Raw genomic sequence first — 22,063 nt, forward strand, 5'->3', positions numbered from 1 at the left:
AATTTTGTAAACAGGCTTTTTTAGTTTAAACTAAACCCACTAAATGATTGCTTCGCTCTTCAATATGTGCCAGTTTAAAAACGCATCTCTCTCTTTTTAATCGCAAGGAATTAGCTTTAGAAAGGTGATTTTACACTTACTTTTTGAATAAGTTTTAAAGTAAGGTAAAACCGTAAATTGATGATAATTTATGTTAATTGTTATTTATATGATAAAAACACAAAGGTTTGCTTGATATATTGAAAGATTGATAAAAAAACGTATATTGTTGTCATAACTAATAAAACTTAGGGTATGAGAAAAATTACATTAGTAATAATGCTGATGGTAAGCATTATTACTACTGCACAAACAACAATTAAAGGACAGGTTGTAGATGATAGTAATCAACCCATTCCTGGGGCTAACATTTCATTAAAAGATTCTTCTGTAGGAACTGTAACTGATTTTGATGGTTTTTTTTCATTAACAGTTCAGGAGTCACCTCCTTTTACCATAGCGGTAAGTAGTGTAGGATTTGAATCTTCTTTAGTTGGTATATCAGTTCAAACTACAGATATAACTATCGTTTTAAAAGAAGGTACAGAGCTTGATGAAGTGGTTATCTCGGCTTCCAGAACTCCAGAACGTATTTTTGAATCTCCAGTAAGTGTAGAACGTTTTGGGGTTAAAGAGATAAAAAACACACCTTCTGTAGATTTTTATGATGGACTAGAAAATCTTAAAGGGATCGATATCAACACCAATAGTTTAACATTTAAATCAATTAATGCTAGAGGCTTTGCCACATTTGCCAATACTCGTTTTGTTCAATTAGTTGATGGGATGGATAATACAGCGCCGGCTCTTAATTTTGTGCTAGGAAACTTATTGGGAATGACGGAGTTAGATGTAAATAGTGTTGAGCTTCTTCCAGGAGCTTCTTCAGCCTTGTATGGAGCAAATGCATTTAATGGTATTTTGTTTATGACCAGTAAAAGTCCATTTGATCATACTGGGATTAGTTCCTATTTTAAGGGAGGAATAACTTCTCAAGAGGCTGCCGGAGATAATGAATTCTATGACTATGGTATTAGAATTGCACATAAATTCTCTAATAAGTTTGCTGCAAAAGCTAATTTCTCCTATTTGAGAGGTACAGACTGGTTTGCAACAAGTACTGTTAATGTTTTGGATCCAACAACTGATAGATCGGATCCTAATTATGATGGACTTAATATTTATGGGGATGAAGTAAGTACAAATTTGAGAGGGGTTGGTGTGGCTTTAGTAAATTTAGGAGTTTTGCCTTCAGGAGCAGAGAATCTATTGCCTAGTGAAGATGTTAGTAGAACGGGGTATGCTGAACAAGATTTGAATGCGTATAAAGCAGAAAGTATCAAATTTGATGCAGCGCTTCATTATAGACCATTTGCCAATGATTTTGAAATTATTTATAATGGAAAAATAGGGAAAGGAACAACAATTTATCAGGGAGCGAATCGATACTCAATCCGTAATTTTTTCTTGCAACAACATAAGATAGAGTTAAAGAATGATAATTTTTTTATACGCGGATATTTAACAGATGAAGATGCGGGAGATTCTTATGACACTAGGTTTACAGGGATTAATATCAACAGAAAGTGGAAAGATGATCAAACATGGTTTGGAGAATATGCAGGAGCCTTTGTTCAGGCTACATTGGCAGGGCAATTACCAGAGCAAGCTCATACGATTGCAAGGCAAACAGCTGATACTGGTCGTTTAGTTCCGGGAACTGCGGGGTTTCAAAATGCTTTTAGAGAAGTAACTAATGATCCAAATCTGGCGACAGGATCAAAATTCCAAGATGGATCGCAACTCAGACATGTTGATGTGAACTACAATTTTACACATATCACTGGTGATTTTGCTGATATCCAGGTAGGAGGGTCATTTAGAGAGTATAAATTAAACTCCTCAGGAACGATTTTTACTGATTTTGACGGACCTATTCGATATTCTGAATTTGGTGCGTATACACAAGTTCAAAAGAAATTTGCTGATGAAAGAGCAAAAGTAACAGCCTCTGTTCGTTATGATAAATCTGAATTGTTTGATGGAAATCTGTCTCCTAGGTTATCTGTTGGATATACATTGGGTGAAGAGAGAAGTCATAATATTCGTGCTTCTGTACAAACAGGATTTAGAAACCCTACTACTCAGGATTTATACATTGGATTAGATGTTGGTAGAGCTGTACTAGTTGGATCAGCAGAAGATAATTTGGATAGAGATGTTAGAACATTTGATGTAAGTGGTGATGGGCAAAATCTTATTGGAGCTAGTTCGGTTACGGTTTTAGGTAGAGAAGCTTATGAAAATTCATTTTCGGTAAGCTCTGTACAAAATGGAACACCAGAAGCTTCTAATGCAAAACCGGTAGAACCAGAGAAAATTACAGCATTTGAGGTTGGATATCGTGGTAAGGTAAAGAAGTTTGTAATTGATTTAAGTGGATATTATAACCAGTATAAGGACTTTATATCTACAGAAAACGTGTTGATTCCTTTGTATGGGCAGGTGGGTGATGGAACATTATCTCTCTTGGCATTACAAAATGGAGACTCGCAGGTGTATCAGGCGTATACAAACTCAGATATAGATATAAAATCTTATGGAGCTACAATAGGGGTAAATACCAAGGTTTTTGGAGATTTTGATTTGGGAGCTAATTATACATTTTCTGAACAGGATTTTGATAAATCCGAAGATCCTGATTTTAGAACAGAGTTTAATACTGCAAAGCATAAAGTGAAAGCGTCCTTTGGGCATGCAAACTTGTTTAAGAACTTTGGGTTTAATACAAGTTACAGATGGAGTGATAGTTATTTTTGGGAAGCTTCTTTTGGAAATGGAGATGTGCCTTCTTTTTCGGTTATCGATGCACAGATAAATTATAGGATTCCAAAATTAAAAACGACTCTTAAGGTTGGAGCAACTAATATTGGTGGAGATGAGTACTTTACAGCATTTGGAACTGGGTTTGTAGGATCACAGTACTACGTTAGTTTGTCAATAAATAATTTGTAATCAACGATCATTAAGTAAAGTAAAAGTTGAATATGAAATGAATGTGGCCTAAATTATGAATCGTATTCAAAATAACGGCTACATGAGTTTGATTAAGCAATTAAAAACAAAATAAAAAAAGAACAGATGAATACTCAATATAAATGGTTAATACTTCTGCTTGTTTTTGGATGTATCTCCTGTGAATCAGACGATGATGTATCTGCTGCAGATGAAGAAATTGTAATTACTTCTGGAAATGCCGATTTTTCAAAATATGTTTCTTTAGGTAATTCTTTAACGGCAGGATTTACTGATGGCGCCTTGTTTATTGCGGGTCAAGAAAATTCGATGCCTAATATTTTGGCACAACAATTTGCCTTAGCTGGGGGTGGAGAATTTAAGCAACCTTTAATGAATGACAATATAGGAGGGGCTCTTTTGGGAGGGACTCAGATTTTGAACCCAAGATTTTTCTTTGATGGAGCCGGTCCAAGTGTTCTTGATGCCGTTCCTACCACGGAGATTACAAATGCAGTAACAGGTCCTTTTAATAATTTAGGGGTTCCGGGAGCAAAAAGTTTTCATTTACCAGCAGAAGGTTATGGTAATGTGGCAGGAGTAGCTGGTGGATTGGCAAATCCCTATTTTGTAAGAATGGCGTCTAGTCCAACAGCTTCTGTATTAGGAGATGCAATGGTGCAGAGTCCAACGTTTTTTTCCTTATGGATTGGTAATAATGATGTTTTGGGATATGCACTTTCTGGTGGAGACGGAACAGACCCTATAACCGACCAAACAATATTTTCTCAATCTTATAATGCTTTGGTAACAACTCTAACTTCTGGAGGAGCAAAAGGAGTTGGGTTTAATATTCCTGATGTAACATCGATACCACATTTTACAACGGTTCCTCATAATCCCGTTCCGTTGGATGAAGCAACGACAGCAGCAGTAAATGGAGCTTATGCAGCTTATAATGGTGGTATAGTGCAGGCTTTTGCTTTTTTGGTGAGTCAGAATGTAATATCACAAGAAGACGCAGATGAAGAAATAGCCCGAAGAACAATAAGTTTTACTGCAGGAGAAGGAAATGCAGTCGTTATTTTGGATGAAAACTTGACCGATTTAACAGGAATAAATTCTGATTTAGTCAACATGAGGCAAGCTACAGTAGGAGATCTTTTGGTTTTACCTGCTAGTAGTTTTATAGGAACCTTAGCCGATCCTCAAAACCCCTTATCTGTAAATGGAGTAGCTGTTCCTTTGGCTGATAAGTGGGTATTAACACCTGAAGAGCAAGAAGAGATAGCAGTTGCAACGACTGCATTTAATTCAATAATAGACACTGCTGTGCAACAAGCAGGTTTGGCATTTGTAGATGCAAATACCATTCTAAAGGAAGCTTCGGAGAACGGAGTGATGTTTGATGAGTTTTTATTGCAAGGCAATTTGGTGTTTGGAGGAGCTTTTTCGTTAGATGGGGTACATCCTACGGCTAGGGGATATGCCTTTTTGGCTAATAAAGCACTAGAGTCTATAAACGCTACATATGGTTCTAATCTTCCGATGGTAAAAGCAGTAGATTACTCTACTTTTTATTCGGCTACACTACAATAAAAGAATAATATATAATAATAAGCCTGTCTCATATATGAAATGGGCTTTTTTATGCAATTTGCTGAAAAGGTTGAAATCCTTTTTTTCTTTCAATCAATTGAAAGTATAAAGAGCATAAAAAAGAAACAATCATATATCCTAAAATGATGATTGTTGCTCCTTGAAAAACAGTATCAATACCAAACCAATCACCATTATTTAGTATAAAATACAATCCTAGTGAGAGTTTAATAAATTCGGCAAATAAAGAAATCAAATGTCTATCCATTAGCGAAGTGTAGGCAAATATTGAAATTGCTAAAAAAATGGAATAATTTACAATTTGGATAAATTCAAGATCTCCTATGTTAATCAATAAATAATACATTAACGCTATTGTAATTACTAGCTGCGTCCAAGACCATAGTTTTAGTGTTAATGAGCTTTCTGGTTTGTATTTTTTTCTAGTATATGGGTTGATGGTAATTTGGATAGGGTATCTTTCTTTTACATCTTCAGGCCTCCACCCAGTGGGCATAAACCATATTTTTATTTTATCAAGCCAGTTTTGAGTTCTCCAGGCATCTTTAATAATCCCCCATAAATGCATGAAATTAATAAAGAAAGGATTCCATGTGTTCACAGGCTTTTTTACACCATAAACAGGAGGTATGTCAGGAAGTTCTTCTTGAAAACTACCAAAGAGCTTATCCCAAAAAATGAATATTTCTGCATAATTTTTGTCTAGATACTCATCATTAATTGCGTGGTGAACTCTATGATGCGAGGGCGTTACGATAATGTGTTCTAAAAACCCCATTTTATTTATTAATCGAGTATGATACCAAAACTGCGCAAAAAAATGTATCGGAGCGACAAACGCGACTATTTCTGCAGGAATCCCAAGTAAAGCTAATGGAATATAAAGAAAGAAATAGATAGAAACGATTGCCGAAACATTCTGCCGTAACGCACATGCGAGATTATATTCCTCACTACTATGATGAATAATGTGTCTGTTCCAGAATACATTTACAGTATGATTAAAACGGTGAGACCAATATCCTGCAAAATCTAATCCGATAAAGGTTAGAGCATAAACTAATATGGTAGATTTGATTTGGAGTAAAGCAATATGCTCAACCATCCATTCATAACTTATAATGATTACCGTTAGGCCAATCAGACTTTTAAGAGTGTTTGTTATACCCGAACTGATACTGGAAATAGTATCCATACTCTCATTAACAGGTGTTTTTTTTAACCTGCTTATCAGATACTCAATAAGGATAAGTACAATAAAACCTGGGATAGCATAGCTCAATGCTGTTGCGTAAGTTTCCATTATATTTAGTTTTATCTAAAGTTAAGTAAAATATCAATTAGTGAAAATTAATTTGTAAACAATTCAAAAACACCATTAAACCTCAAAAAAACAGACGTATTTGTAGGTAAAAATATGAGCGAATGATTACTTCGAAAAAACAAAACAAAATGAGTTATTTTTTTCATTTTAAAAGACTATATTTGCAGCCTGAAAAAAGCTAGTATTCAGTGTAGTTGAGTACTCGATTTTTTAATAATAGATTAAATACTAAACATTAAATAGTTATATAATGTCTAAAGTTACAGGTAAAGTATCTCAAATTGTAGGTCCAGTTATCGATGTAGAATTCGCCGCTGGTACTGAATTACCAAAAATTTATGATTCGTTAGAAATTAACAAAACAGACGGTAGCAAGCTAGTATTAGAAGTTCAGTCTCACATTGGTGAAGATACTGTACGTACGATTGCAATGGATTCCAGTGATGGATTAAGCAGAGGAGTCGAAGTAGTTGGAACTGGAGCTCCTATTCAGATGCCAATTGGAGGTGATGTATACGGACGTCTATTTAATGTGATTGGAGATGCAATTGATGGTCTTGGAGATCTTCCAAAAGCTGGAGAAGATGGTCTTCCTATCCACCGTCAGGCTCCTAAGTTTGAAGATTTATCCACTTCTACAGAAGTATTGTTTACTGGGATAAAAGTAATTGATCTTATTGAGCCTTATGCAAAAGGAGGTAAGATTGGATTATTTGGAGGTGCCGGAGTAGGTAAAACAGTACTTATTCAAGAGTTGATTAACAATATTGCAAAAGGACATGGTGGTCTTTCTGTATTCGCTGGAGTAGGAGAAAGAACACGTGAAGGAAATGACCTTCTTCGTGAGATGCTAGAATCTGGAATTATCAAGTATGGTGATGATTTTATGCACTCTATGGAAAATGGAGGATGGGATCTTTCTAAGGTAGATAAAGAAGTAATGAAAGAATCGAAAGCAACTTTCGTATTCGGACAAATGAATGAGCCACCAGGAGCACGTGCACGTGTAGCGCTTTCTGGTCTTACTATAGCAGAATATTTCCGTGATGGAGCTGGAGATGGACAAGGGAAGGATGTACTTTTCTTTGTTGATAATATCTTCCGTTTTACACAAGCAGGTTCTGAGGTATCAGCACTTTTAGGGCGTATGCCATCAGCGGTAGGATACCAACCAACATTAGCAACAGAGATGGGGGTGATGCAAGAACGTATTACTTCTACCAAGAAAGGATCGATTACATCTGTACAAGCAGTTTATGTACCTGCAGATGACCTTACCGATCCAGCACCAGCAACAACTTTTGCTCACTTGGATGCAACAACCGTATTATCTCGTAAAATTGCTGAGCTTGGAATCTATCCAGCGGTAGATCCATTAGATTCTACTTCTCGAATTCTTACAGCAGATATTTTAGGAGATGAGCACTATAATTGTGCACAAAGAGTAAAAGAGTTACTACAACGCTATAAAGAGTTACAAGATATTATTGCAATTCTTGGTATGGAAGAATTATCTGAAGAAGATAAATTAGCGGTAGGACGCGCCCGTCGTGTGCAGCGTTTCTTATCCCAGCCATTCCACGTAGCAGAGCAATTTACTGGTATACCTGGTTGTTTGGTAGATATTAAAGATACAATTAAGGCATTTACAATGATTATGGATGGAGAGTTAGATCACCTTCCAGAGGCAGCGTTTAACCTTAAAGGAACTATCGAAGAGGCTATAGAAGCTGGAGAGAAAATGTTAGCAGAGGCATAAGTCAATGCTAATGCTGAATCAACTCAGCACAGCACTAAACAAATAAATAACTTAATCTCGAAATGAATTCGAGATGACAAACAAATTGTCTATGTATTTAGAAATAGTAACACCAGAAGCTGTATTATTTAGTGGAGAAGTAACTTCGGTTGCTGTACCAGGAGCAGATGGAGAATTTCAGATGTTAGATAATCATGCGCCGATTATTTCTTTATTAGGTAAAGGAAATGTTAAAGTGTATGGAGATATGGATTTAAATGAAGAGGTTGCAGATAAATTTACCAAAGGTGAAAATGGAGCAACATTACTTTCTATTACATCTGGTACTATCGAAATGAAAGATAACAAAGTGATTGTGCTAGCTGATTAGTTGCTAGGATATTACTTATTAATAATAAAAAGACTCCTGTATAATAACAGGAGTCTTTTTTTTGTAGGTAAACAGTTTGATTATAAATATTGGTCAGAACAACAAGAGGATCTAAATGATTGATTTTTAGATAAAATTATGTTAAACTGCCTGATTTAGTTAAAAGGTTTTATACATTTCAAGAGCATATTAAATCGCTCTAATATTAAAACCTCACCTATGATTCAAAGACTGATCACCTTTGTAGTTATGCTAAGCACTGTATTGCTGTCTGCTCAGAAAAAACCGCTGGCTCATACCGACTACGATTTGTGGAAAAATATAACTGATGTGAAAATATCAGAAAAAGGTAAACTAGTTGTTTCTACAATAGAAACTAATACCAAAAGAGGGAATGGCTATATAGAGATATACAATACCCAAAGTAAAACTAAATCTAAATACCCTAATGGTTACAAGGTTTCGATATCTAAAGATGAGAACTATGTAGTTTTTCAAAAAAAACCAGATTATCAATTAACTAGAAAAGAAAAAAAGGAAGGTGTTAAAAAAGAAAATCGAACCAAAGATGCCTTGTTTATCTATAGTGTGAAAAGCAATACTATTTATGATTCTATTCATGAAGTTAAAAAGTATAAAATATCAAAAGAACAAAACTGGCTTATTGTTGAAAAATTTGGAAAGACAAAAGAAAAAAAATGTACTGTTGTTAATCGCCAAATAGATACATTGGATGCTAGATCCTCACTATCTTTTAAACAAAATTATGCTCTGGTCTATGATTTAAGAACCCAAAAAAAAGATACTATTCATCAAATAAAAGATTTTGTTTTACCTGAAAATGCAAAGGTTTTCTACTATACGTTAAGAAACAAAAAAGATAAAGAAAAAGATGTGGGGATTTTTAAATATGACCTAACATCAGGTTCAAAATTTGTTATAGACAGTACTAAGTATACTTATGATAAACTGGCAGTACATAAAGATGGAAATAAGCTGATCTATCTATGTGCTACCGATTCTACCTCACTAGATTCTTTAAAATATGAGTTGTATTATTATAAGGATAACTCTTTACAAGTGTTAGTTGATTCTGCGGGTAAAAATCTAAAAGAAAAATGGAAGCTTAGTAAAGATCAATTACCTTTTTTCTCGGATAGTGGTAAGAGAGCGTACTTCTATTCGAAGCCAAAAATTATATACTCCAAAGATACTACTTTACTCAAAGAAGAAATACCTCAGGTTGATGTATGGAATTGGCAGGATAAGTTGATTCAACCCGAGCAAGAATCAAAATTTGAGAAGCTTAATAAAAAGGCATATGTGTCTTACTATAATACAGAAACAAAAAAATATATTCACCTACAGGATAAGACGATAGAGGATCTTATTTTTGATAAAACCAAAGAACAACAATTTATATTAGGGGCTGTGACATCTCCCTATGATGTCAGGCGATCGTGGGATTACCCTTGGACAAAAGACTATTATTTGGTTAATTCTAATACAGGAGATAAGCGAATGATCCTTAAGAATAAAGGACTTCAACCTATTCTTTCTCCCAATGGAAGGTATGTATTGCATTATGATATGAAAGAGAAACATTGGTTTTCGATTGATTTGTCTACAATTAAGAGAGTAAATCTTACCAAAGATCTGGTTATTGCATTTCATGATGAAGATGATGATCGTCCGGCTTTACCTGCTCCATATGGATTTGGAGGATTTGACTCGATGGGATATGCATTGATTTATGATAAATTTGATATATGGAAGATTTCACTTTCAGGAGAAGAAAAACCTGTAAACCTTACTAAAAATGGAAGGAAAAATAATATCAGATATAGGACAGAAATGTTGGATTCAGAGGAAAAAACATTAGTCTCATATATTGGGAAAGAATTATTAATAACTAGCTTTGACAATACGACCAAAGCTTCAGGGGTATATACGTTGCATAAAGGAAAACTTGTAGAAAAAATTAAACCGTCAGAATTCCGAATTACTTCATTTAAGAAGGCAAAACAAGCTGATGTTTTTACCTATAGAAAACAAAATTTCAAGACCTTCTCCGACCTTTACGTTGTTAAGAACACTTTCCATAAAGGAACTAAAATAACAAATGTAAATCCTCATCAAAAAGATTTTAAATGGGGAACGGCAGAGTTGTTTACCTGGAAAACAGGTGACGGAAGAAAGCTAGAGGGAATCGTTTATAAACCAGAAAACTTTAACCCCTCAATAAAATACCCTTTGATTACTTATTTCTATGAAAAAAGATCAGATAGTTATCATTCTTACCATATCCCCAAGCCTAGTGCGTCTATTGTAAATCCATCATATTTGGTGAGTAATGACTATGTGATGTTTGTTCCTGATATTGTATATGATGAAGGTAAACCAGGGGCTAGTGCATATAATTGTATAGTGTCTGGAGTAGAAGCTCTGGAAGAGTTAGGGTATATAGATAGTGATAACATAGGGATACAAGGGCAGAGCTGGGGTGGATATCAGGTGGCTTATTTAATTACAGTAACAAATAAGTTTAAAGCTGCTATGGCAGGTGCTCCAGTGAGTAATATGACCTCTGCCTATGGAGGAATAAGATGGAAGTCAGGATTGAGTAGAGCGTTTCAATATGAAAGAACACAAAGTAGACTAGGAAAAAATTTATGGGATGGTTTTGATTTGTATATAGAAAATTCACCTCTTTTTGGTATACCGAAGATAGAAACACCCTTACTGATGATGCATAATGATAATGATGGAGCAGTGCCTTATTATCAAGGAATAGAAATGTTTATGGGGATGCGTAGACTGCAAAAACCTGTTTGGTTGTTAGTGTATAATGAAGAATCTCATAATTTAAAGAAGGTTAAGAATAAACAAGATCTATCTATTCGGATGATGCAGTTTTTTGATTATTATCTAAAAGGTAAGCCTGCGCCCAAATGGATGACCAGGGGAGTGCCTAGAATTCAAAAAGGAAAAGATTTGGGATATGAGTTAGATAGTCTAAGAACATCACCCAGTATTACGCCCAGTTCCAATGAATAATATTCCATTCTAAGCCGTCAGATTCATGTGTGAGTAATGTCTCAAAACCGATAGCCCGATGAGCATGTAAAGAACGTGTATTGCTAGAAGCTACTTCGGTAATCAGAAAATCGTATTTCTTATGAAGCTCACGTTTCATAGTTTGGTATAGACCTCTGAAAACTCCTTGTTTTCTATAAGCCTTATCAATACATACCTGTCCCATTACGATGTATGATGTGTTAGAATCCAGATGATCGTTAATTTTAGAGAACATGGGTTTTAGTACTTCGATATCATCTTTAAAATCATTGAGCATACATAATGCATAAGCGATGACCTTATTGCCGTCCTTTGCTATAATATGAGGTTGTTTATTATTCATTTTCTTAAGAATAGTAAGGTCGTGTATTACAGAGACAAATCCTTCAGTTTCTTTTTCTTCCTGAGAAATAGAGACAGGTAAATTGTTATGTTGTAAAGTGATAATTTGTTCTAGTTCTGCGACAGAAGTAGCTACAGTGTAGATGATGCTCATTTCACTAAAGGTTTGAAGATGAAACCAAATATAATATTATAATAAATTGATAAGGAGGAAACACTTAATTTTATGATTGAATTAAGATAAGTTAAAAACAGGACAGTTTTTAAGAGGTATTTGTTTTATTTTTGAAGCATTATGCAATTGCCAAAAAAACTTCAGAAAAAACTTCAGAATCGAGAAGAGAACAACTCACTTAGAAGACTCTATAGTAAGGGTAACCATGTAGATTTTTCTTCTAATGACTATCTTGGATTTGCTGCTAAAAAGAAAATTTTTGAACAAGCTCATAAGATACTTGAAGAAAGAGAGATTTATCAGAATGGAGCTACAGGATCTCGTTTGCTTTCTGGAAATTATAAGTTGTATGAAGAGACCGAAACCCAGTTGAAAGAATTTCATAATGCCGAAGCTGCATTATTGTTTAATTCGGGATATGATGCTAACATCGGTTTTTTTTCTGCTATACCACAGCGAGGGGATCTTGTTTTTTATGACGAATTGATTCATGCCTCAATCAGGGACGGCATCCAAATGAGCAATGCCAAAGCGTATAAGTTTGGACATAATGACTTAGATGATCTACAAAATAAGGTTCTGAAGCTTGGGTCTTCCAAAAACAGTATGGCAGAAACTAAGATCTATGTGGTTACCGAATCAATTTTTTCAATGGATGGTGATGCTCCAAATCTAGAGAGATTTGTGTTGTTTTGTAAGAATCATAACTGTCACCTTATTGTTGATGAAGCTCATGCAACAGGGGTGTTTGGAGAATGTGGTGTAGGGCTATTACAGGCTCTGAACCTTCAGGATCAGGTTTTTGCCAGAATCAATACATTTGGTAAAGCTATGGGGTGCCACGGTGCGGTAATTTTGGGCTCTATAGATTTAAAAAAGTACTTAATAAATTTTGCAAGAAGTTTTATATATACTACAGGGCTCCCTCCCCACTCTCTGGCTACAATTCAGGCTGCATATCAAGAGCTTATAAATACATCTCAAGTTGAAAAACTTACTCAAAATATTACTTTTTTTAACTCTAAAGTAGAAATAACAAAGCTGAAATCTCAATTTGTCAAAAGTAATTCGGCAATACATTCCTGCATTATCTCGGGTAATGAGAACGTAAAAAACGTAGCAGCAAAATTACAAGAAAATGGGTTTGATGTAAAGCCGATTTTATCTCCTACCGTTCCAAGAGGTCAAGAACGATTACGCTTTTGTATACATTCTTATAATTCTAAAGAAGAAATTTCGGAAGTTTTAGAACTACTTGCTACTTTTGTCCAAGCATGAAAGAGGCTTTTAAAACTGTTGCGGTTTTTCAATATTCTGCAGAAGCATTGATTATAAAAGGAAAATTAGAATCAGAAGGGATTCAGGTTTTTACCATGGATATGCATACAATCGATACAGATCCACTAGTGAGTAATGCTATAGGGGGAGTAAAATTAAAAGTATGGGCAGAAGATGAACAACGAGCTTTTCAGGTTTTAGAAAGTATACATAAATATGCAATAGGAAATCAAGGACAACCAATTTACTGCCCACAATGTAATGGAGAAAAGATAATGCTGACATCAACAATAGATAGTCTCAAAAGTTTACTCTTTTTCTTATTTGGTTTTATTTTATTCCTCTTGCCAATGTATCAAAAGATGAAGTATAAATGCGAGGATTGTAAAAAAGAATTTAATATTGATGAATAAAAAGATTTTTATCACGGGAATAGGGACAGAAGTGGGTAAAACCATTGCCTCGGCAATTGTAGTCGAAGCACTGCAAGCTGATTATTTTAAGCCAATACAAGCAGGAGATTTAGAATACTCTGATACAGATAAGGTACAAGAGTTAATATCGAATACAAAATCTAAGTTTCATAAAAATAGCTATGCTCTACATACTCCTATGAGCCCTCATGCCGCTGCAGAAATTGATGGTATTACTATTGAAATTGATAAAATAAAGATTCCTCAGGGTGATAATCATTTGGTTGTAGAAGGAGCAGGTGGATTGTTGGTTCCGTTAAATAATGAAGACACTATTTTGGATTTAATAGATCATGATTATCATGTTATTGTCGTTTCAAGGCATTATTTAGGAAGTATCAACCATACATTGATGACTATTAGAATTCTGAAAGAAAAAGGATTAAATGTGTCTGTTATTTTTAATGGAGAAGATCATAAAACTACTCAAGACATCATAAAAAGAATGACCGACATTAATGTTATTGGAAGAATTGATGAAGAACCTTATTTTGATAAAGCTGTAGTTAAGGAATATGCCGAGCTGTTTAGAGATAAATTGCAAAGTATTTAATCCAGGATTTTAGAAGCTTCGTTTTTGAATAAAATGATAAAGACATGAGTTTAAAAGAAAGAGATAAAAAGCATATTTGGCATCCACTTACCCAGCATAAGATTCATCCTGATGCCTTACCAATTGTTAAGGCAAAAGGAGCTCTGTTATATGGAGAAGACGGTAAGACGTACATAGATGGGATTGCATCCTGGTATACCGCTATGTACGGGCATTGCAACGATTATATTTTGAAGCAGGTTCAAGATCAAATGAAGCAGTTAGATCAGATTGTATTTGCGGGTTTTACTCATGAACCTGCGATTAGATTATCAGAAGAGCTAATTAAAATTTTACCTGAGAATCAGGAAAAGATTTTTTTCTCAGATAACGGATCTACAGCCAATGAAGTAGGGATTAAAATGGCTTTGCAGTATCATTTTAATAGAGGAGAAAAAAGAAATACAATTATTGCCTTTGAAGACGGTTTTCATGGGGATACCTTTGGGGCTATGTCTGCCTCTGGATTGTCGGTATACAATGGTCCTTTTGAAGATTTTTTTATAGATGTAAAACGTATTCCTACTCCTAATTTTGAAAATATTGACGATATCATAAAGCTATTGGAAAGGTATATGGCTGCTAATACTGTGGCGGCATTTATCTATGAGCCATTAGTACAGGGAGCAAATGCAATGCATATGTATGAAACCAGGTATTTAGACCAAATTCTTAATGTCTGCAAAGAAAATAATGTTATTACTATTGCAGATGAGGTAATGACTGGTTTTGGAAAAACAGGAAAAACCTTTGCTTCTGATTATATAGAAACCAAACCAGATATTATTTCGATGTCCAAATCCTTAACCGCAGGATTTGTACCTATGGCAGTAACAAGTTGTACGCAACAAATTTATGATGCTTTTCTTGATGATTCTGTAGGTAAGGCTTTTTTTCATGCACATACCTATTCTGCTAATTCTATTGCATGTACAGTTGCATTAGCTGGGATAGAATTACTACAAACCGAAGAATTTCAGAGTCATATCGAAAGAATAGTCAAATCCCATTCAGATTTTAATGCCAAAATAGAAAATCACCCCAAGGTTAAGACAACCAGACAAAAAGGAGTAATCTATGCATTGGACCTGGATATAGAAATGGATCGATATGGTAAGAAACGTTATGAGATCTTTGATCATTTTATGAAAAATGGCGTAGCGTTAAGACCATTAGGAAGTACCGTATATATATTGCCTCCGTATGTGATTACTCAGGATCAATTGGAGAAAGTGTATGATACTATTGTCGAGTTGTTGGAAACGATTTGATTATATAATTATAGCTTGCAGAAAAAGATGCTACTTTTTTATTAGATGTTCTAGGGTGGTCTTAAAATTTTTAGGATCATCAATGAAAAAGGCTAAGGTTTTATAGTTTTTGTTCATTCCATAAAGACCAATAAGTCTATTTTCTTTTTTTAGAGAAATAACAATGTTATGACTTTCTAGGGCACCAAGAGGAGATAGTTTTCTGGTCTGGGTATCAAATTTAATTTCTTTACTTATTATCTCTACAGACTCAATGTCATTAACGTCTATCGTAGTTTCGCTCAGAATACCATAGCGTAAGTGTATTTTGTGACCTTCAATACTAAAAGGTCTTTTGATTATAGATTTTAAAAAACCAAAAATTTGAATACTGGAGTATATACTTATTATACTTGCTATCCAAGCTGCTGATGTATTCCATTTTAAAAGAAGAAAGTGTAATGCATATGTTTCTATACCAATGATAATGATAAGTGCAGAAAGTAAAGAAAGAGTTCCACTGTTTTTGTGATAGGTAAATTCATTATCTGCTATGGCTTTCTTTTTCCAATAAATAAATCCAAAATAGAAAATAGCAAGCTCCATTGTAAGAAGTATTGCGATCTTTTTAGGTAGAATTTGAAGACAAGTTGCCCTTAAAACGGAGAAAAAATCTACTTCATTTTTTGCGTTGATCTTAAATCGTTTTATAGTTTGGCGAACTTTGTAGTAAACAAAAATAACTACTCCTAATTCTATAAAAGGAAACACCCAGGTTTTTATCAGGTTTAATAAGGATTGATGTTCTTTTGGAATGATATAAGAACTGGTAATTATTCCCAGAACAAAAAAAGAGGCAGTGGTGATTTTAGGAATATTTTTCTTTTTGCTTAATAAAAAGAAAATAGTCGGTATTGTAAAAAGTAGATCCAGAGTGATACCAATCGATAATGTATTAGTATGCGTATCAAATATCTTTGATTGTGTAATTAGAACTACAAACAAGATAAGAAGCAGCGGTGTGCCAAATAGTATTACATTATCGTTGATTTTAGTTGTTATATTCTTGCTGTTCATATCCTAATAAATCTATTTGTTCATCAGTTTTGTCGATAATTATATACATTTCGGTGTATGACCATTGATCATTTCGTTTGGATCCTACTACAAATAGCCTAGCTTCTCCTTTAGGTCCTTTTACAGGGATTGACATATCTGCAGATCCGATTCCATTTGTATACGATATGCTACCGCTCATTATTCCGTCTGTTTCTATAGGTTGTCCTAGAATTGTAATCACATACTCATCCTCATTTACTTTTGCAAGAGCCTCTTGAGAAGGTGTAGATTCACTTATTAATTCATTTACACCAAAGATTAGAGAGCCTAAGAAAACAAAAAATAAAACAATTAGGGTAAGACATCCTCCTACTGGCACAGCCCATCCCCAATTTCTGGCAAACCAGCTTTTTTCTTGTGTATGATTATTCATAAATGATTAGTTTGTTTATGTTATAAAGATAAGTATCTAAAAACTGTTTTTTGTTACTAAATTTATTTTTAAAAGAATAGTAAAAAGCGATATAACTATTGAACAAGATCGAACAAACCAGTACATTTGCCAAAACTTGAAAATTGCAACAAAAAGTATCAATAACCGGAATTTCTTCTATATCCCCATTAGGAATTTCTTCTGGAGATATATGGAAAGCATATAAAGACCCTCTGCATCGTATTACGAATAGGGAGTTTGAAGGAGAACAAACTGTCGTAGGAGAATTAAAAGAAGATGTAAAGGGAGTTGTAGAACAACTAAGAGTAGAGGATAGTCATTATGAAGCATTAGATGATTCTGTACTTTTTGGGATATATGCTGCCAGGCAAGCTGTTAAAATTGCAGGTTGGGATAAAGATCGCAACTTTGGAATTAACATAGGTTCTTCGCGTGGAGCAACAGGGCTTTTTGAAAAATATCATAAAGAATTCCTTGAAACAGGTAAATCATCTACGTTAAGTTCTCCTACTACTACTCTCGGTAATATTTCATCGTGGATTGCTCATGATTTACAAACAAGTGGACCAGAAATAAGTCATTCGATTACCTGCTCTACAGCATTACATGCAATGCTTAATGGCGTAGTGTGGCTACAATCGGATTTTGCAAATCAATTTTTAGTGGGGGGAAGTGAAGCACCGTTAACTTCATTTACTATTGCTCAAATGAAAGCGCTTAAAATTTATGCATCAGATACAGAATTGCCATATCCTTGTCAGGCAATGAATTGGGGTAAAAAAAGAAATTCTATGTTTCTTGGTGAGGGTGCTGCCGTAGCGTGTTTAGAAAAAGGAACTAAAGAAAATGCGATAGCTTTAATTGGAGGTGTTGGGTATGCAACAGAACCCTTGAAACATAATATATCTATATCAACTGATGCAGATTGTTTTCAAAGATCAATGAAAATGGCTTTGGGTAAAACACCGACAAATGAAGTAGATGCCATTGTAATGCACGCTCCAGGAACAGTAAAAGGAGATTTAGCAGAATATAATGCTATTAAAGCCGTTTTTAAAGACGTAGTACCTGCTTTGACAACTAATAAATGGAAAATTGGACATACTTTTGGAGCTAGTGGGATTCTTAGTTTAGAATTAGCAGTATTAATGTTAAAACATCAAGAGTTTATACCTGTGCCATTCGTTACGTATGATTCATTTCCTAAGCAATTGAATAAGATTATAGTAAATGCAGTTGGTTTTGGAGGTAATGCAGTTAGTATTCTGCTTGAACGCCCTTAGTACTATTAAAGGTAGTGTCTTTTTATTTGTTTATCTAATATTATAGGCTGTACTATGAAAAACACTGGATAGATAACAAAAAAGCCTTGATCACTCAGTACTAAGGTGGATGCTACTTTGATAACAAGTGGATAAACTGACAAGACTACCTCAAACTTTCAGTATTGAAGTACCTAAACTGACAAAGTTGCGTGGATTTTTAACAGTTGAAGTACCCTAGGGTGCTTCTGAAGTAGGTAGGAGTACTTATATAAGTGAGGGTATGGATATGAAAAAGTACCTAAATCGGATTCAAAATAGGAATGAATCGTATGCCACAGGGAAAATTTGTAATATTTGAAAAAGCAGGCATAATCCGTATCTTGAAGAACCTAAAAAGTTTTTTAAACTATTTGAAAGGTTTTTAGGAATAAAGTAGTGATATTTGTCAACAAAATTTATAGCTTAAAGCTACGTATTTTTTGATACATTTAATTATTTATGATTTATGAGCATTATTAGACACGATTGGACAGAGCAAGAGGTTCTTGATATTTACAATATGCCTTTAATGGATTTGTTGTACAAGGCAGCTACAATTCATAGAGAATGTCATGATCCTAATACAGTACAGGTTTCAACTCTCTTATCTATTAAAACAGGAGGGTGTCCTGAAGATTGTGGATATTGTCCGCAAGCAGCAAGATATCATACCGATATTGGAGGTAATGATCTTATGAGTGTGAGACAGGTCAAAGCACAAGCACTTCGTGCAAAAGCTTCTGGAAGCTCCAGAGTGTGTATGGGAGCTGCTTGGCGTAATGTTAAGGATGGTCAAGAGTTCGAGGATGTGTTAGAAATGGTACGTACCATTAACAAATTGGATATGGAAGTGTGCTGTACCCTGGGAATGCTTACTGAAAACCAAGCGCAAAGGCTGGCAGAAGCAGGGTTATATGCTTATAACCATAACCTAGATACTTCTGAAGATTATTATAAAGAAGTAATTTCTACTCGTGGATTTGAAGATCGTTTAAAAACGATTGAAAATGTTAGAAAAACAAATGTTACCGTATGTAGTGGTGGTATTATTGGTATGGGAGAAAAAGTTGAAGACCGGGCAGGAATGCTAGTAGCACTATCTAGATTAAGTCCTCAGCCAGAATCTGTGCCTATAAATTCTTTGGTAGCTGTAGAAGGAACTCCAATGGAAGATCAGAAACCCGTATCTATGTGGGATATGATTAGAATGGTGGCTACAACACGAATTGTAATGCCAATAACACAGGTTAGACTTTCTGCTGGTAGAACAGAAATGAGTAGAGAAGGACAAGCAATGTGTTTCTTTGCCGGGGCAAATTCAATTTTTGCAGGAGATAAATTATTAACAACTCCTAATCCCGATGTACATGAAGATATGGAGATGTTTAAAATGTTAGGGCTAAATCCTCAAAAACCATTTGTGAAAAAAGCACAACCCGAAACCGTAGAGGCAGAAGATTCAGAATTTGAATCGATGGGAGAAAAACCTAAATGGACTAGACCTACACATACAATTGAAAGAAATGAAGCTGCCAAGCAAAAAGCTAAGGGAGTAACAGTAGATAAATAACATTGTCTGTTTGTGTTTTTTTAAAATGCTAATTTATTATTAATATAGATTAGCATAGGTTGTAGATGCCTATTTTTGTAGTAAGTGAAATTAAATTTAGAACAAATACCAAGGGTAAAAACAATTACCAAAGAGAAGTTTCTTAAGGAATATGTTGAATTACAGAAACCGGTGATCATTGAACGGTTAATTGGAGATTGGGCAGCTTATAAGAAATGGAACCTTTCTTATATCAATTCTTTAGCTGGCAATAAAATCGTTCCTCTGTATGATAGTAGACCTATCTCATCAGAACGAAAATTCAATGAGGCTCATACTAGTATGAAAATGAGTGATTATCTTAGCTTGCTTGAGAAAGGATCTACTGATTATCGTATTTTTTTGTATAATCTTCTAAAAGAAGTGCCAGAGCTTCAAGAAGATTTTAGATATCCTGAGATCGGGTTGAAATTCATGAAAAAATTACCATTTTTGTTTTTTGGAGGCGGTGGTTCTAAAGTGTTTATGCACTATGATATAGATTATGCTAATATTCTTCATTTTCATTTTCATGGAGAAAAACAGTGTATCCTGTTTCCGCCATCAGAAACCAAATATCTATACAAACTACCACATTCGTTAATCTCTCATCAGGACATAGACTTTACAAATCCTGATTTTAAAAAATGGCCTGCACTAGAAAAGGCAAAAGGATATATTGCCAATTTGAAACATGGAGAAACGCTATACATGCCAGAAGGTTATTGGCATCAAATGACATATTTAACTCCAGGGTTTTCTATGAGTATTCGCTCTATTGCTAAAAAGAAAACACGATTTATAAAAGCTACTTATAATGTTTTTATACTTCGCCATTTTGATAATTTTATGCGAAAGATCCGAGGTGAAAAGTGGATAGAGTATAAGAAACACCAAGCTATAAAAAGAACTAGTAGAAAAGTAAAGACTTGAGGTAGTTTTTTAATCTGTGATATGGCGAGGTAGCATTAAAAAGGAGGTTAAGTCAAATGAATATCGTTAGTTTTTTATTATTGATTAGTGCTTTTCAAGGGTTTATTTTTGGTTTTGTAATTCTATTTTCTCCGTTTTTTAAAAGCAAAACCAATAATTATTTAGGGTATTCTATACTTGTACTTTCTTTGTTAATGTTTAACATGTTTTTTAGTAATATTGGTTTTTTTGATAGCTACCCTTATCTTAGGATTATTGATGATATAGAGTGGGTTTTTCTTTTTCCTGTTACCATCTTCTTTTATTTTGTTCTGTTATTAAATTTTAATATACAAAGTAGTAAGTGGATAAAGTGCTTATATATCCCTATAGGTATATCTATTACTCTTAAGGTATTTTATGTGCTAGAGGAGGATTATGAATTCTTTTCAATTATTTCTAATAATGCAGATAACTTTTATTTTATAGCATTTGAAATTGAAAAATATGCATATTATATATTTAATATCTTGTTGTTAACCTTTTCATTTGTGTTTATAAAAAAGAGTACGCCATTTAATGATAAAGAACCTTTGAAATGGGCATTTTTATTATGGAGTATGTTGTTTATTTTGACCTTAATTTGGATAGTCTTAAGTATTGTTGAATCTATATGGGATGCTGTGGATTCTCAGGTTGTAATAAGTATATTGGCAGTAGAGGTGTCATTTTTTTTATGATCTTAAGAAAGTAACTCATTTACTTTTTCATAAACAAGATGTGTTTCCCAGCCTCTGTATAGTAGGTAGTTTATGAGTTTTCTTCGTTTTTTGTTCTTGTCTGATTCTGTAATGCTATGATATTTCTTTTCTGCCAGCTCATGAAAAGTTTCAAGATAGTCTTTGTCAGGGATCTCTTTAAAAGCAGTTTTTATATTATATGGCGAGATCTTGCGGTATTTAAGCTCACGGGTTATACGTTCTTTTCCCCATTTTTTGATGTTAAATTTGCCTCTAGCAAAGGCTTTGGCAAATCGTTCTTCATTAAGAAAATTATGCTCTAGAAGATGTAGTATAATTTTTTCTTTAGCCTCTGGGATTAGTTTCATGGTATTTAGCTTATCCTCGACATCTTTATGGCAGCGCTCCTGGTAGGCACAGTAGTGTTCCATTTTTCTTGTGGCTTCGGTTACGGTTGTAGATTTAATAGGATTTCCATACATATACAGCAAATGTACAGTACTTTTTATCTATCTCAGATAAGCTATGGAAAATAATATCCAGGTAGTTTTGTGTGGCGGGTAGAGATAAGCGTTTTATTCAGAATTAAAATAAAGCATAAAATGGTATATTTATCACTTATTAACAATAGATCAACACCTCTTGAAACAAACGAATCCATACACTTTTTTTGATCAATTTTGTCTGAGAA

Annotated in this window: 18 protein-coding genes; 13 read left to right on the forward strand and 5 right to left on the reverse strand. The window is 34.2% G+C overall.

Annotated elements, in window-relative coordinates; translation table 11 throughout:
* Positions 1-294 precede the first annotated feature (294 nt).
* Together C1X07_RS07165 and C1X07_RS07170 are read left to right on the forward strand one after the other, a co-directional pair.
* On the forward strand, positions 295-3,054 hold the full coding sequence (locus C1X07_RS07165) for a TonB-dependent receptor (RefSeq protein ID WP_103069293.1): 2,760 nt from the start codon (positions 295-297) through the stop codon (positions 3,052-3,054).
* Positions 3,055-3,180: 126 nt separating this feature from the next.
* Positions 3,181-4,653, forward strand: a complete 1,473-nt coding sequence (locus C1X07_RS07170; RefSeq protein ID WP_103069294.1) for an SGNH/GDSL hydrolase family protein — start codon at positions 3,181-3,183, stop codon at positions 4,651-4,653.
* 49 nt (positions 4,654-4,702) lie between these two features.
* Here the strand turns inward: C1X07_RS07170 and C1X07_RS07175 are convergent, their stop codons facing one another.
* The gene (locus C1X07_RS07175) at positions 4,703-5,977 is read right to left on the reverse strand and encodes a sterol desaturase family protein (protein WP_103069295.1); all 1,275 of its coding nucleotides are present in this window, start codon (positions 5,975-5,977) and stop codon (positions 4,703-4,705) included.
* A gap of 271 nt (positions 5,978-6,248) precedes the next feature.
* On the opposite strand from C1X07_RS07175, the gene atpD reads away from it, so the two are divergent.
* The 3 genes from atpD to C1X07_RS07190 all read left to right on the forward strand — a co-directional run bounded on the left by atpD (position 6,249) and on the right by C1X07_RS07190 (position 11,184).
* Positions 6,249-7,757: a F0F1 ATP synthase subunit beta gene (atpD, locus tag C1X07_RS07180; protein WP_103069296.1), complete on the forward strand. Its 1,509-nt coding sequence runs from the start codon at positions 6,249-6,251 to the stop codon at positions 7,755-7,757.
* A gap of 91 nt (positions 7,758-7,848) precedes the next feature.
* On the forward strand, positions 7,849-8,127 hold the full coding sequence (locus C1X07_RS07185; RefSeq protein WP_103069297.1) for a F0F1 ATP synthase subunit epsilon: 279 nt from the start codon (positions 7,849-7,851) through the stop codon (positions 8,125-8,127).
* 219 nt (positions 8,128-8,346) lie between these two features.
* A complete protein-coding gene (locus tag C1X07_RS07190) occupies positions 8,347-11,184 on the forward strand; it encodes an alpha/beta hydrolase family protein (protein WP_103069298.1) in 2,838 nt (945 codons plus the stop codon).
* Here C1X07_RS07190 and C1X07_RS07195 read toward each other — a convergent pair.
* Entirely contained in the window at positions 11,162-11,701 is a 540-nt protein-coding gene (locus C1X07_RS07195; RefSeq protein WP_103069299.1) for a GNAT family N-acetyltransferase, read from the reverse strand. The genes C1X07_RS07190 and C1X07_RS07195 overlap by 23 nt on opposite strands.
* Before the next feature lie 141 nt (positions 11,702-11,842).
* Here C1X07_RS07195 and C1X07_RS07200 point away from each other — a divergent pair, with 141 nt between their 5' ends.
* From C1X07_RS07200 to bioA, 4 genes are read left to right on the forward strand one after another with little or no spacing between them, the layout of a single operon-like run.
* Entirely contained in the window at positions 11,843-13,000 is a 1,158-nt protein-coding gene (locus C1X07_RS07200; RefSeq protein WP_103069300.1) for an aminotransferase class I/II-fold pyridoxal phosphate-dependent enzyme, read from the forward strand.
* The gene (locus C1X07_RS07205) at positions 12,997-13,413 is read left to right on the forward strand and encodes a putative signal transducing protein (RefSeq protein ID WP_103069301.1); all 417 of its coding nucleotides are present in this window, start codon (positions 12,997-12,999) and stop codon (positions 13,411-13,413) included. The genes C1X07_RS07200 and C1X07_RS07205 overlap by 4 nt, the downstream gene beginning before the upstream one ends.
* A complete protein-coding gene (bioD, locus tag C1X07_RS07210; RefSeq protein WP_103069302.1) occupies positions 13,406-14,026 on the forward strand; it encodes a dethiobiotin synthase in 621 nt (206 codons plus the stop codon). Before C1X07_RS07205 ends, bioD begins: the two co-directional genes overlap by 8 nt.
* 44 nt (positions 14,027-14,070) lie before the next feature.
* On the forward strand, positions 14,071-15,336 hold the full coding sequence (gene bioA / locus C1X07_RS07215) for an adenosylmethionine--8-amino-7-oxononanoate transaminase (protein WP_103069303.1): 1,266 nt from the start codon (positions 14,071-14,073) through the stop codon (positions 15,334-15,336).
* Positions 15,337-15,366: 30 nt separating this feature from the next.
* On the opposite strand, the gene C1X07_RS07220 is transcribed toward bioA, so the two are convergent.
* Positions 15,367-16,392, reverse strand: coding sequence for a hypothetical protein (locus C1X07_RS07220; RefSeq protein WP_103069304.1), 1,026 nt, complete (start codon positions 16,390-16,392; stop codon positions 15,367-15,369).
* Positions 16,367-16,807, reverse strand: a complete 441-nt coding sequence (locus C1X07_RS07225) for a cytochrome c oxidase assembly factor Coa1 family protein (protein WP_103069305.1) — start codon at positions 16,805-16,807, stop codon at positions 16,367-16,369. Before C1X07_RS07225 ends, C1X07_RS07220 begins: the two co-directional genes overlap by 26 nt.
* Positions 16,808-16,950: 143 nt before the next feature.
* On the opposite strand from C1X07_RS07225, the gene C1X07_RS07230 reads away from it, so the two are divergent.
* From C1X07_RS07230 to C1X07_RS07245, 4 genes are all read left to right on the forward strand, one after another.
* Complete coding sequence (locus C1X07_RS07230; protein WP_103069306.1) at positions 16,951-18,111, forward strand: beta-ketoacyl synthase N-terminal-like domain-containing protein; 1,161 nt, start codon at positions 16,951-16,953, stop codon at positions 18,109-18,111.
* Positions 18,112-18,598: 487 nt separating this feature from the next.
* Positions 18,599-19,702 (forward strand): biotin synthase BioB, encoded by a 1,104-nt coding sequence (gene bioB, locus C1X07_RS07235; RefSeq protein WP_103069307.1) that lies wholly within the window; start codon positions 18,599-18,601, stop codon positions 19,700-19,702.
* An 84-nt stretch (positions 19,703-19,786) separates the two neighbouring features.
* Positions 19,787-20,653 carry a cupin-like domain-containing protein gene (locus C1X07_RS07240; protein WP_103069308.1) on the forward strand — a complete coding sequence of 289 codons (867 nt, stop codon included), beginning with the start codon at positions 19,787-19,789 and terminating at the stop codon, positions 20,651-20,653.
* A gap of 56 nt (positions 20,654-20,709) precedes the next feature.
* On the forward strand, positions 20,710-21,372 hold the full coding sequence (locus C1X07_RS07245) for a hypothetical protein (RefSeq protein ID WP_103069309.1): 663 nt from the start codon (positions 20,710-20,712) through the stop codon (positions 21,370-21,372).
* A 2-nt stretch (positions 21,373-21,374) separates the two neighbouring features.
* Here C1X07_RS07245 and C1X07_RS07250 read toward each other — a convergent pair whose 3' ends face one another.
* Positions 21,375-21,854, reverse strand: coding sequence for a regulatory protein RecX (locus tag C1X07_RS07250; RefSeq protein WP_103069310.1), 480 nt, complete (start codon positions 21,852-21,854; stop codon positions 21,375-21,377).
* Between the last annotated feature and the right edge of the window lie 209 nt (positions 21,855-22,063).

The sequence above is a fragment of the Aquimarina sediminis genome (genome assembly GCF_002895435.1).
In the GTDB taxonomy this organism is placed as follows: domain Bacteria; phylum Bacteroidota; class Bacteroidia; order Flavobacteriales; family Flavobacteriaceae; genus Aquimarina; species Aquimarina sediminis.

Coding starts and splice junctions, on each gene's coding strand:
- bioD (WP_103069302.1), top strand. CDS start 13,406: ATGAATAAAAAGATTTTTATCACGGGAATAGGGACAGAAGTGGGTAAA.
- C1X07_RS07250 (WP_103069310.1), bottom strand. CDS start 21,854: ATGTATGGAAATCCTATTAAATCTACAACCGTAACCGAAGCCACAAGA.
- bioB (WP_103069307.1), top strand. CDS start 18,599: ATGAGCATTATTAGACACGATTGGACAGAGCAAGAGGTTCTTGATATT.
- C1X07_RS07225 (WP_103069305.1), bottom strand. CDS start 16,807: ATGAATAATCATACACAAGAAAAAAGCTGGTTTGCCAGAAATTGGGGA.
- C1X07_RS07190 (WP_103069298.1), top strand. CDS start 8,347: ATGATTCAAAGACTGATCACCTTTGTAGTTATGCTAAGCACTGTATTG.
- bioA (WP_103069303.1), top strand. CDS start 14,071: ATGAGTTTAAAAGAAAGAGATAAAAAGCATATTTGGCATCCACTTACC.
- C1X07_RS07200 (WP_103069300.1), top strand. CDS start 11,843: ATGCAATTGCCAAAAAAACTTCAGAAAAAACTTCAGAATCGAGAAGAG.
- C1X07_RS07165 (WP_103069293.1), top strand. CDS start 295: ATGAGAAAAATTACATTAGTAATAATGCTGATGGTAAGCATTATTACT.
- atpD (WP_103069296.1), top strand. CDS start 6,249: ATGTCTAAAGTTACAGGTAAAGTATCTCAAATTGTAGGTCCAGTTATC.
- C1X07_RS07245 (WP_103069309.1), top strand. CDS start 20,710: ATGAATATCGTTAGTTTTTTATTATTGATTAGTGCTTTTCAAGGGTTT.
- C1X07_RS07175 (WP_103069295.1), bottom strand. CDS start 5,977: ATGGAAACTTACGCAACAGCATTGAGCTATGCTATCCCAGGTTTTATT.
- C1X07_RS07170 (WP_103069294.1), top strand. CDS start 3,181: ATGAATACTCAATATAAATGGTTAATACTTCTGCTTGTTTTTGGATGT.
- C1X07_RS07185 (WP_103069297.1), top strand. CDS start 7,849: ATGTATTTAGAAATAGTAACACCAGAAGCTGTATTATTTAGTGGAGAA.
- C1X07_RS07205 (WP_103069301.1), top strand. CDS start 12,997: ATGAAAGAGGCTTTTAAAACTGTTGCGGTTTTTCAATATTCTGCAGAA.
- C1X07_RS07195 (WP_103069299.1), bottom strand. CDS start 11,701: ATGAGCATCATCTACACTGTAGCTACTTCTGTCGCAGAACTAGAACAA.
- C1X07_RS07220 (WP_103069304.1), bottom strand. CDS start 16,392: ATGAACAGCAAGAATATAACAACTAAAATCAACGATAATGTAATACTA.